The 14941-nt window shown below is 47.3% G+C and carries 11 protein-coding genes; 10 read left to right on the top strand and 1 reads right to left on the bottom strand.

Annotation, left to right across the window (positions count from 1 at the left end; translation table 11 throughout):
- Positions 1–1519 precede the first annotated feature (1519 nt).
- Entirely contained in the window at positions 1520–3517 is a 1998-nt protein-coding gene (locus Q1V85_RS13810; RefSeq protein WP_300600880.1) for a hypothetical protein, read from the bottom strand.
- A gap of 279 nt (positions 3518–3796) precedes the next feature.
- Between Q1V85_RS13810 and Q1V85_RS13815 the strand changes: the two genes are divergently transcribed.
- The 10 genes from Q1V85_RS13815 to Q1V85_RS13860 all read left to right on the top strand — a co-directional run bounded on the left by Q1V85_RS13815 (position 3797) and on the right by Q1V85_RS13860 (position 14900).
- Complete coding sequence (locus Q1V85_RS13815) at positions 3797–4240, top strand: VOC family protein (RefSeq protein ID WP_300600882.1); 444 nt, start codon at positions 3797–3799, stop codon at positions 4238–4240.
- Between the two features lie 24 nt (positions 4241–4264).
- Positions 4265–4714 carry a DUF1569 domain-containing protein gene (locus Q1V85_RS13820; RefSeq protein WP_300600883.1) on the top strand — a complete coding sequence of 150 codons (450 nt, stop codon included), beginning with the start codon at positions 4265–4267 and terminating at the stop codon, positions 4712–4714.
- 148 nt (positions 4715–4862) lie between these two features.
- Complete coding sequence (locus tag Q1V85_RS13825; protein WP_300600885.1) at positions 4863–5240, top strand: hypothetical protein; 378 nt, start codon at positions 4863–4865, stop codon at positions 5238–5240.
- A gap of 215 nt (positions 5241–5455) precedes the next feature.
- Positions 5456–6004 carry a sigma-70 family RNA polymerase sigma factor gene (locus Q1V85_RS13830; RefSeq protein ID WP_300600887.1) on the top strand — a complete coding sequence of 183 codons (549 nt, stop codon included), beginning with the start codon at positions 5456–5458 and terminating at the stop codon, positions 6002–6004.
- 40 nt (positions 6005–6044) lie between these two features.
- Positions 6045–7058, top strand: a complete 1014-nt coding sequence (locus tag Q1V85_RS13835) for a FecR domain-containing protein (RefSeq protein ID WP_300600888.1) — start codon at positions 6045–6047, stop codon at positions 7056–7058.
- Between the two features lie 108 nt (positions 7059–7166).
- Entirely contained in the window at positions 7167–10334 is a 3168-nt protein-coding gene (locus Q1V85_RS13840) for a TonB-dependent receptor (protein ID WP_300600890.1), read from the top strand.
- A 3-nt stretch (positions 10335–10337) separates the two neighbouring features.
- On the top strand, positions 10338–12290 hold the full coding sequence (locus tag Q1V85_RS13845; RefSeq protein WP_300600892.1) for a RagB/SusD family nutrient uptake outer membrane protein: 1953 nt from the start codon (positions 10338–10340) through the stop codon (positions 12288–12290).
- A gap of 32 nt (positions 12291–12322) precedes the next feature.
- Positions 12323–13303: a glycoside hydrolase family 43 protein gene (locus Q1V85_RS13850; protein WP_300600894.1), complete on the top strand. Its 981-nt coding sequence runs from the start codon at positions 12323–12325 to the stop codon at positions 13301–13303.
- A complete protein-coding gene (locus Q1V85_RS13855; protein WP_300600896.1) occupies positions 13300–14253 on the top strand; it encodes a glycoside hydrolase family 43 protein in 954 nt (317 codons plus the stop codon). Before Q1V85_RS13850 ends, Q1V85_RS13855 begins: the two co-directional genes overlap by 4 nt.
- 137 nt (positions 14254–14390) lie before the next feature.
- On the top strand, positions 14391–14900 hold the full coding sequence (locus Q1V85_RS13860; RefSeq protein ID WP_300600898.1) for an ester cyclase: 510 nt from the start codon (positions 14391–14393) through the stop codon (positions 14898–14900).
- The last annotated feature ends 41 nt before the right edge of the window (positions 14901–14941 follow it).

Consider the following 14941-nt stretch of genomic DNA (forward strand, 5'->3'; position numbering starts at 1 on the left):
CGGGCAATAACGATTTATAATGAACCGCGTTCAAAATGATCATTGGCATTTCGCTGAGTAGCCGGTACGCAGCAGGTGAGTTATTCTGATATAGGGTTCTATGGCATTCATAAACAATATCCCAATACAAAGCGTGACGGGCTCAAAAACATTTCACCTGTTTTGTTCCATCGGATGGCAGATATGCGGGCATGGGCGAGTTGAACGGGGTTGAATAGCAGATCTGCTGTCATGCCGGAGGGCAATAACGATCCATAATGAACCTCGGTCAAAATGATCATTATGGCATTTCGCTGAGTAGCTGGTAAGCAGCAGGGGAGTTGTTCTATATGGTTCTATGGCATTCATGAACAATATCCCAATACAAAGCGTGACGGGCTAAAAAAACATTTCACCTGTTTTGTTCCATCGGAACAATCTACTGGTAGCCAGGTTACGGCCGAAGATCATCGGGTGTGCCGTAGGTACACCCCATAAAGATCATTTTGGTGCCGGTTCATTATAAAAAGGATGTAACGTCAACACATAAGCAAGCAATCCAGCCCGGGTAATTCTTTACCGGGGCTTTTTCTATTTCACGCGGCGACGCAAGGGAGCAACGGGCGCGGCAATGGCATTTTCCGGGTTATCAGGATGATTTGTGAGGTCTTGAAAAGACAACAATATTCCTGTCTATTAAAACCGGCTGTTATCAGTGTTTTATAATGAACCGGAATCAATTTTATTAAAATGAATCGTGGTTTGTGATGCCTCCATAGCCGTCAACTTAACAGAAGACACTTACCAAAATAAGACATACGTAGTCTGAAGGGCTACAATGTGAATAACTCCCGGCTGAAAGTCGGGGGGCACGAATACGTAAAACACGCGGCCCAAACGGGGTCGTACGTTTAATGTTCCGGAACTGGCAAGTCCAATCTGCCTTCATCATATTCGACCCCTGCCGGGGCCGCGCGCTACCGACCCGTTGCCCCCAGCTGACGCTGGGAGCCATGCACATTATACCCTTCGGGTACTTTAGCAACGACTACAGAAAAATTACTTCTGCACAAGCTCCCGAAATGTGTGCACACGATAGGTTGCGCCAGGGGCAATGCAGATTAGACCCTTCGGTGTTTCAGCGGCTCAGCAGCGTTCTTTCACGCAACGGTTTTTCTTTTTCTTAAGCCGGCATACCTCGTGCACGCACGGCATCAATGACCATTGACCGGCCGCTATATGTGACTGCGAAACGCCCTTTCATAATGATCCGCGGTCAAAATGATCATTATGGCATTTCGCTGAGTAGCCGGTATGCAGCAGGTGAGCTGTTTTAATATAGGGTTCTAAAAAGGGACAAAGGCATTCATAAACAATATCCCAATACAAAGCATGACGGGCCCAAAAACATTTCACCCGTTTTGTTCCCTCGGAACAATCTATTGGTAGCCGGGTTACGGCCGAAGATCATAGGGGGTGCCGTAGGTACACCCCATAAAGATCATGTTGATGCCGGTTCATGATCACGTCCGCTAAAGCGTTATTCGGTAACCGCCTTTACTACCGGGGAATAGGCAACGCTGCCATCTTTATTCACCTGTTGAATGCGCACAAATAACGGGGCATTGCCCGCCTGGTCAATGGCCGGGCCTTCTTTTTTACAGGAAGGCATGGCCAGGCCCAGGCCCATCACCAATACCATCAGCTGCAGTCTGCAGTTACGGCGGCGGAAGAGCAGCAGCGCCATGCTAAATGCAAGGAACGAGATCCCCAATGCCTGGGTACCGGCCATACTGATGGTATAGGAATAATGCGTCTCCTGGTCCGAGTTGCCATTGACCGTTGACGCTACCTGGCCGATTGCCGTGAAATGCTGCCCGTCTTTTGATACTTCGATCACAAAATGATCATTGTTTTTTTCCATTAATGTAGACCAGGATACGGAGAGCTGATTCCCCGAAATGGTTGCGCTCAGTTTTCCAAATACCACCGGAAGCGCCTGGCTGTACTGCAGTGTAAAGGTAGCCGGCGTGGGATCTTTAATACCGGCGATATCCACCACAGCATAGGTAAATGTGCTTTTATTGGTACCCCCGGGGGTGGCGGCAGTAGCCATCATTACAAGCTTTGATGGATCATAGTTCGGGATCAGGTATCCGTTGCCGGCAACATCGGCTGCGGTGATGGTATGCCCGTTATATATAAGGTTGAAGCCGTTTGTAGGCAGCGTGGATATATACAGCGGTTTGCCGGTCCAGTTAATGGTTGTTGGCTGCACGATAGGGTCACTGCCTTTCAACGGTGCGTCTGCCAGTGAAACCGGTACACCGGCTACCGGGGCGCCGGTAATATTTTTGGTTACATCATAGCTTTCCGGAGCCTGCTCAATCGCAAAATTGAGGTTAGACATATCTGTATTCGTAATGCCCAGGGTAATGATACCATCGTCGGGCCCTGCTGAAGCCTGTGTGGCCCCGTTCACATTTTCGCCAATGATGGCATACCCGGCCGGCGGGGTGGGGGTGTTAATGGTACCGCCCACGGCAATATCCGCAGTGGAATACGTGATCTTCATACCGATATCAACGGTGGTATAAGGCACCCCGTTATTGCCCGTAAATGTATAGGTGCCGTCTGCAGCGATGGGCGTTTTGGAAATAATGGTGCCGTTGCTCTTTGTAAGGTAGGCATACATGACCGGTGCGGTTCCGTTTATGCCGGGCTCACCAGTGTCCTGTATTTTGTTACCGTTAACGTCGTTGAAAATTTTTCCGCTTACCGTAACCACTCCCATTTCTATAAGAATATCATCAATAGCCAGGTCATTGCCAAAGGTGGAGGCATTGTTGTCGGAATTAAAGAAATTGAAATACAGTGCCGGTGCATTATAACTTGCGGGCAGGATAAAATTTACGTTTTGCTGCTGCCAGGGCAGACCGTTATTCGCGGTGGCCCTGGGCAGCACCCATGTTTGGGGCGCGCCCGTGGTATTATAGATGGTGCCGGTATTATTGGGTGTATTCCTTACCGATAGCCCGATATAGCCATCTTTAAAAACGCCGGGGTACTTTGTTCCTGTGGTATAGTCCATAAGATTAGCTGCCCAGAAACTGATCCGGTAATAGGCCCCGGGAATATCAAAGGCGGAAGAGCTGTACAGGTAATAAGCACCGTTTGCTTCTCCCTGTTTGGCCGGGTTGGCGTTGATCATCATCATATAGCCGGATCCGGTATGGTCGCCTCCAGTCTGCCACAGGTTATTCAACGTGGAGGTTGGATAACCAAAATAGCCATAGCCGCTGGTGTTCAGGGCAACGGCGTAACGTCCATCAGCCAGTGTGGAGCGGGTCGTTTGCGGCGTATAGCTGGTAGTGCCCGGCGCAATAAGCGCGGCAGGAGTCGTGCTCGGATCGGCGGTTCCGGTTCCGAAATCTTCATTTACCAGCTTTTTCCAAAGAGCAGGCTGGGCATCCGTATAAGCAGCGGATAAGAGCAGGAGTGCGCATATAAGCGCCTTTGACCAATTGCGGTTAGACATAACTAAAAAAAATTAATTCAATGAATGGCGATAAAATTATAGGGCATCCGTCAGGGAGCCGGTAAATGGCAAAACGGATTCGGCCGGTTAGGGTATTTTATCTTTAAACACTGCTTTTTTTTCGACGGATTTTTGGGCTTTCTGAAGGAGCGGTAGGCTGCCGTTTTAAAAAAAATGCCGCAATCGACCTTGTAGTATGTCGTATTTGCGGTTTGTATGGTGTTTAATAGCTGCGTAATTTAGCGCTAAAATACTTTCTTAATCGTAAATATCATCCGGATGGAAGAACCGTTAAAGACCGGACAGATACAGCAGGTGGGCACTGTATTTGTTCCCGTGGCCAACCAGGACGATGCCCTGGAATTTTACACAAGGAAGTTAGGCTTTGAGAAACGGGTAGAAGCCGTTTATGCCGGTGGAAAACGCTGGATTGAAGTGGCTCCGCCAAACTCAGTTATAAATATTGCACTGGTGTCGGATGAAGAGGGAACCGGTACGGCGGATGACCGGACCTGCTGTGCTTTTTCAACAAATGATATTGAAGCCACTTTTAAAATGCTGAAGGAAAATGGTGTTGATATGGTAGACAAAGAAATAGGAAGACGGGGCACAGGCCGGTTGGGCCTGTTTGCTGCTCAAAAGGTTATTGAAGATCCCACGCCGCCTCAATTTTCATTTCGTGATCCGGATGGCAACCGGTTTCTGATCGTTGAGGTCTTATAAAAAAAATACTTAAACGCTGTATTTATGAAATCAATATTCGATAGCCAAACAAGGCATGAGGTCATCAATAGAATGGATGCGCTTACAGAAAACAGCCGGCCACAATGGGGAAAAATGACCGTTGCACAAATGGTAAGGCATTGCGCGCTTTGCGAAGAATATTACTATGGTAATGTAAAAGTTGGCCGGTCATTTATTGGACGTATCTTTGGAAGGGTGGCCATTAAAGCAATTTTGAAAGATGAATATTCAACCATCAGAAGCAATGCGCCTACTTCGCCGGCGTTTAAAGTAACCGATACCATTAACGATTTGGAGATCGAAAAATCAAAATGGAAAGCCCTGATAGAACGGTATAGCGCATTTCAAGAAGAAATTTTCCGGCATTGGTTTTTTGGGAAAATGACCCGGGAGCAGTTAGGGCAGTTCATTTATAAGCATTGTGATCACCATTTGAAACAATTTGGAGTGTGATCATAAAACGGGGGCGCACCTGAGGATACCGCCGGAGGGCTTTTTATCGTTGCTTTTATGCCGGTTGCTTCAAACAACATGAAATGGTCTGCACCGGATATACGATAATGCGATCCATTGCAGGACCGTTAAAAAAATCGGAGGCCTTATGATTGATGATCTGGACCTGGATGCATTAAGAAAAACACGCCGGATTGGCTATTACTTCCGCTACCCCTTGCATCGCAATGATTTTCATGATCTCAAAATCGACAATGAGCTTCGCGGGCATTATACGGCCAAACCGCTTTATGGCCGGCTTACGCCGGAGGGGCGGGTAGATACAACAGCCGGGTTTAATGGCGCTATAGCGGTGCTTTATGTGCCGCTGAAGGCAGGCGACCCGGACCAGGCAACACTGTTTATTACACATACAACGCCGGATGTGCTCCGCCTGTCAAACGGTAAACGGAACTGGAAAAAGATCCGTGCAGTGGCCGTAAAAGCGATCATAGAACGGTTGGCCAAAGAGGGCCGGGGAGCGTGATCCTCCGGCAATAAGCAGCCTGCGGAATACCGTTAAAAACCTGTTCAGGAGCCGGGTTCCCTAAACATTATTGCCAGCCTTCTTTTTACTGTAATACATACAACTTTTGTAAAGACGGAAGGCGTTTCCCCGATATTGTTTTTCAATCCGTTCCGGATCTTATATTTTCTATATCTTAGACGACTTCAAACCATTGCTTTCAAATTGGACGGTTGGTGAATGAACTCAAAAAGATAAAAGAAGGAGACGCAGCTGTTTTTAGCCGGGTTTATAGGGCCTACCTGCATAAGCTGGAAGGGTATATCTATAGTAAAACCCGGTCCCGTTATCTTGCTGAAGAAGTGGCCCAGATCAGTTTTGAGAAATTATGGAAAAACAGGGCGGCCATAAAAGAAGACCTGCCACTGGAAGCCCAGCTATTCCAGATCACAAAAACCACACTTATTGATGAAATACGAAAACAGAATAACTTGCTGGGAACATTGCAAAAGGTTGCCGAGCAGCCGCCTCCCGGCGAATGCTGGGACCAGATCCGCCTGAAGGAAATCAATGCTGTTTTTCATAAAAGTCTTGCGGCCATGCCACCGGTACGGCGTGAAATATTTACATTAAGCCGGTTAGAAGGATTGTCTAATAAAGAAATTGCGTATGTTCTTTCTGTGTCCGTTAAAACGGTTGAAAAGCATATAACACTGGCGCTTAAAGAATTAAGGAAGACTCTTTTGTTCATACTCCTGGTTTTGGAAACAATATTTTTAAAATAACCATAGGGTCTTCCCATTTTAAAACGTAATTATATATAGCATGGTGTCTCGGGAGTTAATTAAGCGGTTTTTTGAAGGTCCTCTCAGTCCTGAGGAAAGTGAAGCGGTTGTACGCTATTTGCGGGAGCATCCCGAGGTTATGGCCTCCCTGTTTAGCGAAGAGGAATGGCAGCAATACATGGCTGCTGATACGACGGTTGCCGGGGAAAAAGCGCTTCCGCCCTTATCTTATTTAAGACCCGGTACATCTAAAAGCACATTAAAAAGAATTCTTCGCTGGTTACCGGCTGCCGCTGCAGTGATGGTGCTGGCAGCAGGCTTCTATTTTTTAAATAAAAAGAAACCGGGGCCGTACCCGCACCAGGTTTTTTCAAATAACGGAGCCGATTCCATGGCACTGGTGCTTTCGGATAGTTCTGTAGTGCATTTAGCGCCCGCCAGCGATCTTGCATTTGAAATAACGCCATCCGGCGAAAGAAGGGCGCGTTTGAAGGGCGGTGCCTTTTTTTCGGTGGTCCATAGTCCGCAGCATCGTTTTATAGTGGTTGCGGCGGAAATTCAATCGGAGGTATTGGGAACCCGGTTTTCCATAAAAGCAAACCCGTCTGATTCGGTTGTAATGGTGCAATTGCACTCCGGGCGGTTAAAAACCCACTGCGTTACCAAACAGCTGTTCCCCGGAAGTTACATACTGCAGCCGGGCGATGTTTACTATTTTTCCAGGCATTCCTATGCACAACAGCTGATCCGGCCGGCTGAACCCGGCAAAACGGCTATAAAAAGCAAAACGGCTGCACCGGAAAAGGCGGCTCCCAAACCTCAAAGCGGCACCCATTGGTATATGTTTAATAACCAGCCTTTGGGCGATGTGTTTGAACAGCTGGAGCGCATTTATAATGTTCGCATCAAATATGATACAGCAGATCTGTATAATCTCACCTTTATTGGACGCATTGACCAGCGGGATACGCTGGAACGTATTCTTACAGACCTGACCCGGCTCAATGGTTTAAAACTCACCAAAGAGCAGGATGGATTTAGCATAAAAAAATAATTCAAAAAAAAACACCGGCTGAGGTAGGGTTGGGCTCCTTTCATACGTATCCTCTATATAACGGCTTCGGAAATTGACCCGGTCGCTTGTCTAATTTAAAATTGAACTATGTATTATTGTCTTTGGCTCCGTAAAGGAACGAGCATCCTGTTGATGTTACTGGCCCTGTTTATGGTAAACGGCTTGTTTGCCCAAACCTCTAACGTAATCAAAGGGCAGGTTCGTGATGAGGAAGGCCGGTCTGTAGCAGGTGCCTCCGTTGTGGTAACCAATACCACAACCGCATTTAGTGCAGGAACGGTTACCGATTCGTCGGGTTATTTTGAACTGAAGAACATCCCTTCAGGGGATGCTTATTCCTTTACCGTTACCAATAGCGGGTACCAGGAGGAAAAAATGACGGGGTATAAGATCAGGACCCATTCAAATATTTCTTTGCTGGTAAAATTAAAGCTGCAAACAACCGATATGAACGAGGTGATTGTTATCGGTTATGGAACCCAGAAAAGAAAAGATGTAAATGCGGCGATTGTTTCGATAAAACCAGAGTTGCTGGATAAAACCTCACAGCCTTCCGTTGATAACCTCCTCCAGGGGCAGGCCGCCGGTGTTACGGTAACAAATGCAAATGAACCCGGCGGAGGTGTTTCTGTATTGATACGCGGGGCTACTTCCGCGGCTGCTGGGAATGGCCCGCTGGTGGTCATTGATGGCTTTCCTGTTATTTATGATCCGGTAGAACCCGGCAGCGGCAATAAGTACAATAACGGGGGACGGGGCGCATTAAATGATATTAACCCCAATGACATTGCGTCGATCCAGATCCTTAAAGATGCGGCGGCTACTTCTATTTACGGCGCGCGCGGAAGCAACGGGGTAATCCTGATTACCACCAAGCGGGCAAAGACCGGATCCCAGGTGGAAGGTGCTTTAAATACCTCCTTTCAAACCATTGCACGCCGCCCGAAATTGCTGACGGCTAAAGAATTCCTCACTGAGCAAAACCGGTATGCCTATGAAGCGTACCTGCAGCAAAATCAATTGCCGCCTTATGGGGGTATCAACCCTTCAATAGTGCCGCCATTTGTACCACCCAATCCGGATGCGCTGATGAATGAAACAGGAGATGGTACAGACTGGTATAAGCTGATCACACAAACGGGGCGTATTGACCAGTATAATCTTAGTATAGCGCAGGGAAACGAGGTGACAAAAATGTTCTTTTCGCTGAATTATTTTAACCAGCAAGGTGTAATAAAAAAGACCGGCCTGGAGCGGTTTACAGCCCGGTTTAATTTTGACCAGAAGATAAAAAAATGGTGGGACTACGGAGTTTCTATTACCGCAGCATCAACAAAGTACCTAAACTCACAGCTGGGGAATGAACGGGATGAAAGTGCCGGCATCATTGAATCTGCATTAAACTACAGCCCGTTAATTGCCGCCATGCGGGACTCCCTTACCGGAAAATGGATCGAAGATCCAAAGCAACCGCTTTTAGCGCATCCGTTATCTTACCTGGATATTGATGATAACACCAAGGCCTACCGCTTTCTTGGAAATGCTTTTACCAATTTTTACCTGACGGAAAATAAAGATATCTGGTTCAAATTATCTTATGGAGCGGATGTCCGGAACAGTGTACGCAAAAGTTATTACCCGGTAACCAGCCGCTATGGCAGCCAGGTAAATGGTGAGGCAGATATTAACCGGGCAGAGCGGGCCGATTACGTAGGGGATATGACCCTGAACCTGAGTAAGCAATTTGGAACACAACATAAGCTGGATGGTGTTGTAGGCTATTCCTACCAGAACTACAACGGGGAGGGCTCCGGTGCCAGGGCGCAGAACTTTACAACCGATGCATTATCATATGATCTTATCCAGGCAGGATCTCAGCGGCCGTTTGTATCATCCTACAGGGACCGGCATGTATTGGTATCCTATTTTTCACGTCTGCAATATGCCCTTGAAGACAAATACATCATCATGGCTTCCGGCCGTATAGATGGCAGCGACCGTTTTGGTGCCAATAACCGCTATGCGTTCTTTCCATCGCTGGCACTGGCATGGCGTTTATCGGGCGAAGATTTTCTGAAGAATGCCCGTGCTGTTTCTGATCTGAAATTAAGAGCCAGCCTGGGGCAGGTAGGGAATGAAAACATTCCGAACGATGCGGCATCGGAGTATTATATTTTTGGCGGAAGGAACTATTACTTTAATGGCAACCTTAGCCAGGGCGTTAACCTGGCTAAGCTGGGAAACCCCAATTTAAAATGGGAAACCACCACAGAGATGAACCTGGGGCTTGATTTTGGCTTTTTAAAGAACCGGATCACCGGCAACGTCGATTTTTACATCAAAAACATCAGGGACCTGCTGAGCTATCGGGCCTTACCCCAAAGCTCTGTTGTGGGTTCTGTACCCTGGAATATTGGCAGTACCCGGGGCAAGGGGATAGAGTTTAGCCTGAATACCGTAAACCTTACCGGTCCGCTCCGCTGGACTTCCATTGCAACATTTACGGCTTACAGAGACTACTGGAAAGAGCGGGATCCTAAAGTGATGCTGCAGCCTTACCAGGGGGCAAAAGATCCCTTAACGGCTGTATATGCGCTGATTCCGGATGGTATTAAACAATACGGAGAAGCAACCCCTGTGATGCCTTCTCTTTTGCCCGGGCAACAAAAATTTAAGGATATAAACGGGCTGGATGAAAATGGGAAACTTACGGGGATGCCGGATGGGGTGATTAACCAGGCAGACGTGGTGTATATGGGAACAAGGGCCCCTAAGTTTACATCAGGCCTGAACAATATACTCGAGTACCGGAATTTTGAAATCCTGTTTTTCCTGTACGCTTCGGTAGGCGGTTTAAAATGGCCGACCACCTATATTGAACATGGCGTATATGGAAGTTATGGCACACAACGTTTCCGGGACAATTTTAATTTCCTGAGCGAGGTAAAGGACCGGTGGACCTCCACCAATCCCAGCACAACAATGCCCAGCGGTGAAGTGAATAGTTACGCTTCTTATGGTAGTCCCTATTGGCAGGATGGTTCCTATTTAAGATTAAAAACGGTTTCATTGGGATACGCATTACCTAAGGGGCTGTTGCAACGTTGGGGCATGCAGCAGTTAAAAATTACAGTGGGCGCACAGAATTTGTTTACCATAACAAAGTATACCGGCTTTGATCCGGAAGCCGAAAACAGCCGTGCCGCTTATCCGGCTCAAAAAACATTTTACGCAGGTTTAACCTTTAAATTTTAATGTATGATGAAAAATATAATGCTATCTGTTTTATTAGTAGTCCTGCTGGGTTCCTGCGAAAGGCGACTCGATCCGGAGTTGCCGGGCACAATTAATACGGGCAATTTTTTTAGAACCCAGGCCGATCTTAATGCTGCAGCAACAGCGCTCTATCATGAACTGCGGCTGGGCGGCTGGGGGCCTTACCTGTTTTGCGATGGCAGTTCCTTTGTGATGGATGAAGTAGCAACAGATGAGTGGACGACCAAATGGGCATGGTCCAATTTCCTGAACGGGAACTGGATCGTTAATGAAGCAATGACCGTAGGGTTTTACAATTGGTTAAACCCGGCGGTGACCCGGGCTACGTATACGCTGGCAAAAATGGAGGAGTCGCCTGTAGCAGCAGCGGCAAAGAAAGTAGTAACGGCGGAAGTGCGGGCGCTTAGAGCATTTTTTGTATACGATCTTTACCGGTTCTATGGTCCTTTACCGCTGATAACCGACTATAAACGGGCCCTGGCTCCCGATCCGGATTATAAACCACAGCGGCCACCGGCAGCAGAAGTGGAGCAATTTATACTGGGCGAGTTACGGGCGGCAGCCAACGATCTTCCGGTAGAACAGGCTGCATATGGGAAAATAACAAAAGGCGCGGCACTTCATTATATGTTGAAATTGTACATGCGCAGGAAAATGTGGAAAGAGGCCATTGGAATCGCCAATGAAATCATTGGATTGAATTATTACCGTCTTGAGTCCGGTTATGAAAAAATATTTTCTGTAGACAATAAAAAGAACCGCGAGCTGATCTTTGTGGTTACAGGGGAGGCGCTGGATTCATATGGAAACCACACATACGTGAATATTATCCCGGGTGATTTCCAATCACCTTATGGAAATTCGCTTGATGGATGGAACGGGCACCGGATGCCCTGGGAATTTTATAACTCATTTAATGAATCGGACCTGCGCAAAAAACTTGCCTGGGCACAGTATACCAACAAATCAAACCAGCTGGTAAATATGCGCAATACGGATATTGGGGCACTGCCGTTAAAATATGGTATCGACCCAAAAGCCTTTGGTATATGGGCGGGTAATGACAAAGTGCTGGATCGCTATGCTGAAGTATTATTATTCAAAGCGGAGGCGTTAAATGAGCTCAACGGGCCGAACCAGGAAAGTATTGATCTGATCAACCAGATCCGGGCGCGGGCATTCGGATATGCTGCCGGGGTACTGCCGGCACAGACAGTGCTGGAAGAATCCTTTAATAATCCTTTGAATGGAGCGAAGGCCGGTATCTTCAGCATGAACAGGTATGATGATGCGGCTTCCTGGGAATATGCGATTGATAATACCGGTAAACTGGGGAGCGGCAATGCACTAAAAATTGATGTAAAAAATTCCGGTAGTGCCTTTTGGGCGCTGCAGGTACGTAATGAAAGTTTTAACTATGAAGCGGGGCGAACCTATAAGGCCAGTTTTAAAGTGTTATCCACAAAAAAGATCAGCTTCGATCTCCGGTTCGAAAATGGATTCGACTATATAAAAACCATCACGCTGGAAGCCAACCAGCCCACAACAATTGAAGTGGAAACAACCGAATCTTCCCGCACCGGCAGCAATGCAAACGTAATGCTGGCGCTGGGTGGGTCCGGCTCCGATTACACATTATGGGTAGATGATTTCAAGGTGACGGCTATGGAGAAGCAACTGGGCGGCGATTTTCCCAATGCATTGCGCCTGGCTGATTTTTCCGGTACAGCTACACTGCGGGAACAGATTCTGAAGGAGCGGGGCTGGGAATTTTGGTATGAAGGAAAGCGACGGGAAGACCTGATACGGATGGGCCGGTATGTGGAAGAAGGTAGAAAACATGCCTTTAATTTTTCTGAAAAGAACCTGCTGTTTCCTATACCGCAGGCGGCAATGATAGAAAACCCCAACCTGAAGCAAAATCCAGGGTATTAAATGAAGTTTTTAAAAGCAAAAAAGTAGCGCATATGCGATTCCTGTATATTATTTGTCTATCGGGCCTGCTGCTGACGGCCTGTAAAAAAAAGTGGGGTGAAAACCCGGTAAGTGTGATTGATCCTGTAAAAGTGGAATACCCGGTAGCCTTTGAACAGCTGGAAGGGAGAGACCCGTTTGTGTTTGTGGATACGGTTGCTAAAAAATATTATCTGACCTTTAATAATAAGCCGCATTTCAGAATGTACAGCAGTCCCGACCTGAAGAACTGGAAAGATGAGGGATATGCCTTTACTGCGGCGAATGATTTTTGGGGAAAACAGGATTTCTGGGCCCCGGATCTGTATAATTTTAAAAATAAATATTACATTTTTGCTACATTTTCCGCACCGGGAACAAAAAGGGGCACTTCTGTATTGACGGCCGATAAACCGGCGGGTCCTTACAGTGTGTTGGAAAACCGGGCAGTAACGCCGCAGAATTGGGCCAGTTTAGATGGCAGTCTGTTTGTTGACGAAACGGGTAACCCATGGATGGTATTCTGCAGGGAGTGGCTGGAAGTAACAGACGGACTGGTGTACGCCATGCCCCTGGCAGATGATTTAAAAACGGGAAGCGGGAGTCCTGTGCTGCTTTTTAATGCTTCATCGGCAAACTGGGTGGCACCCATACAGTCTGGAAGTACAAAGGGCTATGTTACGGACGCTCCTTACGTTTTTAAAAATAACAGCGGCAAGCTGCAGATGTTATGGTCCAGCTATGATAAAAAGGGCAACTATGCCATTGGGCTTGCAACGTCTGAAAGCGGTACGATTGCAGGTCCGTGGAAGCAATTGCCGGATCCGTTAAATGATGATGACGGCGGGCATGCGATGACTTTTAAGGGGCTGAATGGCCGGCAGTACATTGCCTATCATGCGCCCAATACCGGTGTTTCCAGGCCCAGGATTTATCCGGTTCAGGAAGAAAACGACAGGATTTATATCATAAAACAGGAAGCAAACAAAAAATGAAATACAGGAGCTGGCTTTTAATTTTGGGAATGACGGGTATGTTTGCCGGATGCAGCGGTATGAAGAAAGGGCAAACGAAGCCTGCTGCAGCACAGGCTGTATCAGAACGCCTGCAGCTGCGGGATCCCTTTGTTTTTTATGATCGTAAAACCGATTGGTATTATACCTATGCCAATAACAAGCACGGAATAAAGGCCTGGCGCAGTAAGGATCTGCAGCATTGGGAAGCGCTTGGAAATGTGTTTACGGCTTCAGAAAACTTTTGGGGCAAACAGGATTTCTGGGCGCCGGATTGTTATTTTTACAAGGGGAAGTACTATCTTTTTGTTACCTTCTCCGGCACCGATAAAATGCGGGGCACATCGGTGCTGGTTTCGGATGACCCGGATAAAGGCTTTGTTCCGCTGGTAAATGCACCCGTAACCCCAAAGCACTGGATGTGCCTGGATGCGTCCTTATATATAGACAAAGCGCAAAAGCCCTGGCTGTTATTCAGCAGGGAATGGTTAGAGGTTTCAGACGGAGAAATGTATGCCCAGCAGTTGAGCAGTGATCTGAAAACGACCATTGGAGCACCGCAATTACTTTTTAAAGCCAGCGCCGCTCCCTGGACAAAAGCCATCTATGCTAAAGAATGGAACAAGGAAGGCGTGATTACGGATGCGCCCTTTATTTACCGGATGAAAAATGGCAGGCTGGCCCTGCTTTGGTCCAGTTTTGATAAGAGCGGAAAATATGCAATGGGGGTGGCATATGCCGCTTCCGGCAACATAACCGGTCCCTGGGTGCAATCTGCTACAACCCTGAATGCGGATGATGGCGGTCATGGTATGTTATTTCATACAAGGGAAGGGAAACTGAAAATCTCCTATCATAGCCCGAACCACAGGGGAGCGCGCCTTACCATCAGGGATGTAGTGGTTCGGAAGGGACGTATTGTTTTAGAATAGACCATTTTTCCCCGGTTCTTACCGGAAGAGTGGTGCCCCGGGGTTTTCGTCTTTTGCTTTTACGGGAGCAACGCTAATGCGTGACCGGTAGTTGATTTATTTTGTATATTTATCTGGTCAGGTTAAATTTTAAAGCGATGCAATCCGAAACTGCTACCATTTGCCAAAAACTGGCTGTTGTCGCTGTGATGCTCCTGGGCTTTCCGGCTTTTTTGTACGCCCAGGCACCGTTACACATGTCTTCCAATAAAAAGGCAATTCAGCTATACTTTTCCGAAGTCATCAACAAGCACGATCTCTCCAAACTAAAACCGGCGGTTGCTGTGGGTTATGTCTGGCATGCGCCGGATGGCGGGCCGGCTCACCGCGCAGCCGACAGCGCTCATTTTAAGATGTTACAATTTGTTTTCAGCGCAATTCCCGATATACAGTATTCAATCGATAATATGATCGAAGAAGGCGACCTGGTGGCTGTAAATACATGGGTGACCGGAACGGCCAATAAGGAATTTTTTGGCTTTCCGCCGGGGAAAAAGACAATCACATTTAGACAAATGTTTTTCTTCCGTCTCAAAAATCAAAAAATAGCAGAAGAATGGGAAGTGCTTGATATGGGAGGTATCAGGGACCAGTTATCAAAAAATTAAACGGGGCGGTTTCTGCCACACTGGAGCGGTAACAGATATGG

Origin of the sequence: Niabella sp. (assembly GCF_030150205.1) — a bacterium.
In the GTDB taxonomy this organism is placed as follows: Bacteria; Bacteroidota; Bacteroidia; order Chitinophagales; family Chitinophagaceae; genus Niabella.

Excerpts from the sequence above, each read along its gene's own strand:
- Q1V85_RS13810 (WP_300600880.1), bottom strand. The coding sequence starts at position 3,517 with ATGTCTAACCGCAATTGGTCAAAGGCGCTTATATGCGCACTCCTGCTC.
- Q1V85_RS13815 (WP_300600882.1), top strand. The coding sequence starts at position 3,797 with ATGGAAGAACCGTTAAAGACCGGACAGATACAGCAGGTGGGCACTGTA.
- Q1V85_RS13820 (WP_300600883.1), top strand. The coding sequence starts at position 4,265 with ATGAAATCAATATTCGATAGCCAAACAAGGCATGAGGTCATCAATAGA.
- Q1V85_RS13825 (WP_300600885.1), top strand. The coding sequence starts at position 4,863 with ATGATTGATGATCTGGACCTGGATGCATTAAGAAAAACACGCCGGATT.
- Q1V85_RS13835 (WP_300600888.1), top strand. The coding sequence starts at position 6,045 with ATGGTGTCTCGGGAGTTAATTAAGCGGTTTTTTGAAGGTCCTCTCAGT.
- Q1V85_RS13840 (WP_300600890.1), top strand. The coding sequence starts at position 7,167 with ATGTATTATTGTCTTTGGCTCCGTAAAGGAACGAGCATCCTGTTGATG.
- Q1V85_RS13845 (WP_300600892.1), top strand. The coding sequence starts at position 10,338 with ATGATGAAAAATATAATGCTATCTGTTTTATTAGTAGTCCTGCTGGGT.
- Q1V85_RS13850 (WP_300600894.1), top strand. The coding sequence starts at position 12,323 with ATGCGATTCCTGTATATTATTTGTCTATCGGGCCTGCTGCTGACGGCC.
- Q1V85_RS13855 (WP_300600896.1), top strand. The coding sequence starts at position 13,300 with ATGAAATACAGGAGCTGGCTTTTAATTTTGGGAATGACGGGTATGTTT.
- Q1V85_RS13860 (WP_300600898.1), top strand. The coding sequence starts at position 14,391 with ATGCAATCCGAAACTGCTACCATTTGCCAAAAACTGGCTGTTGTCGCT.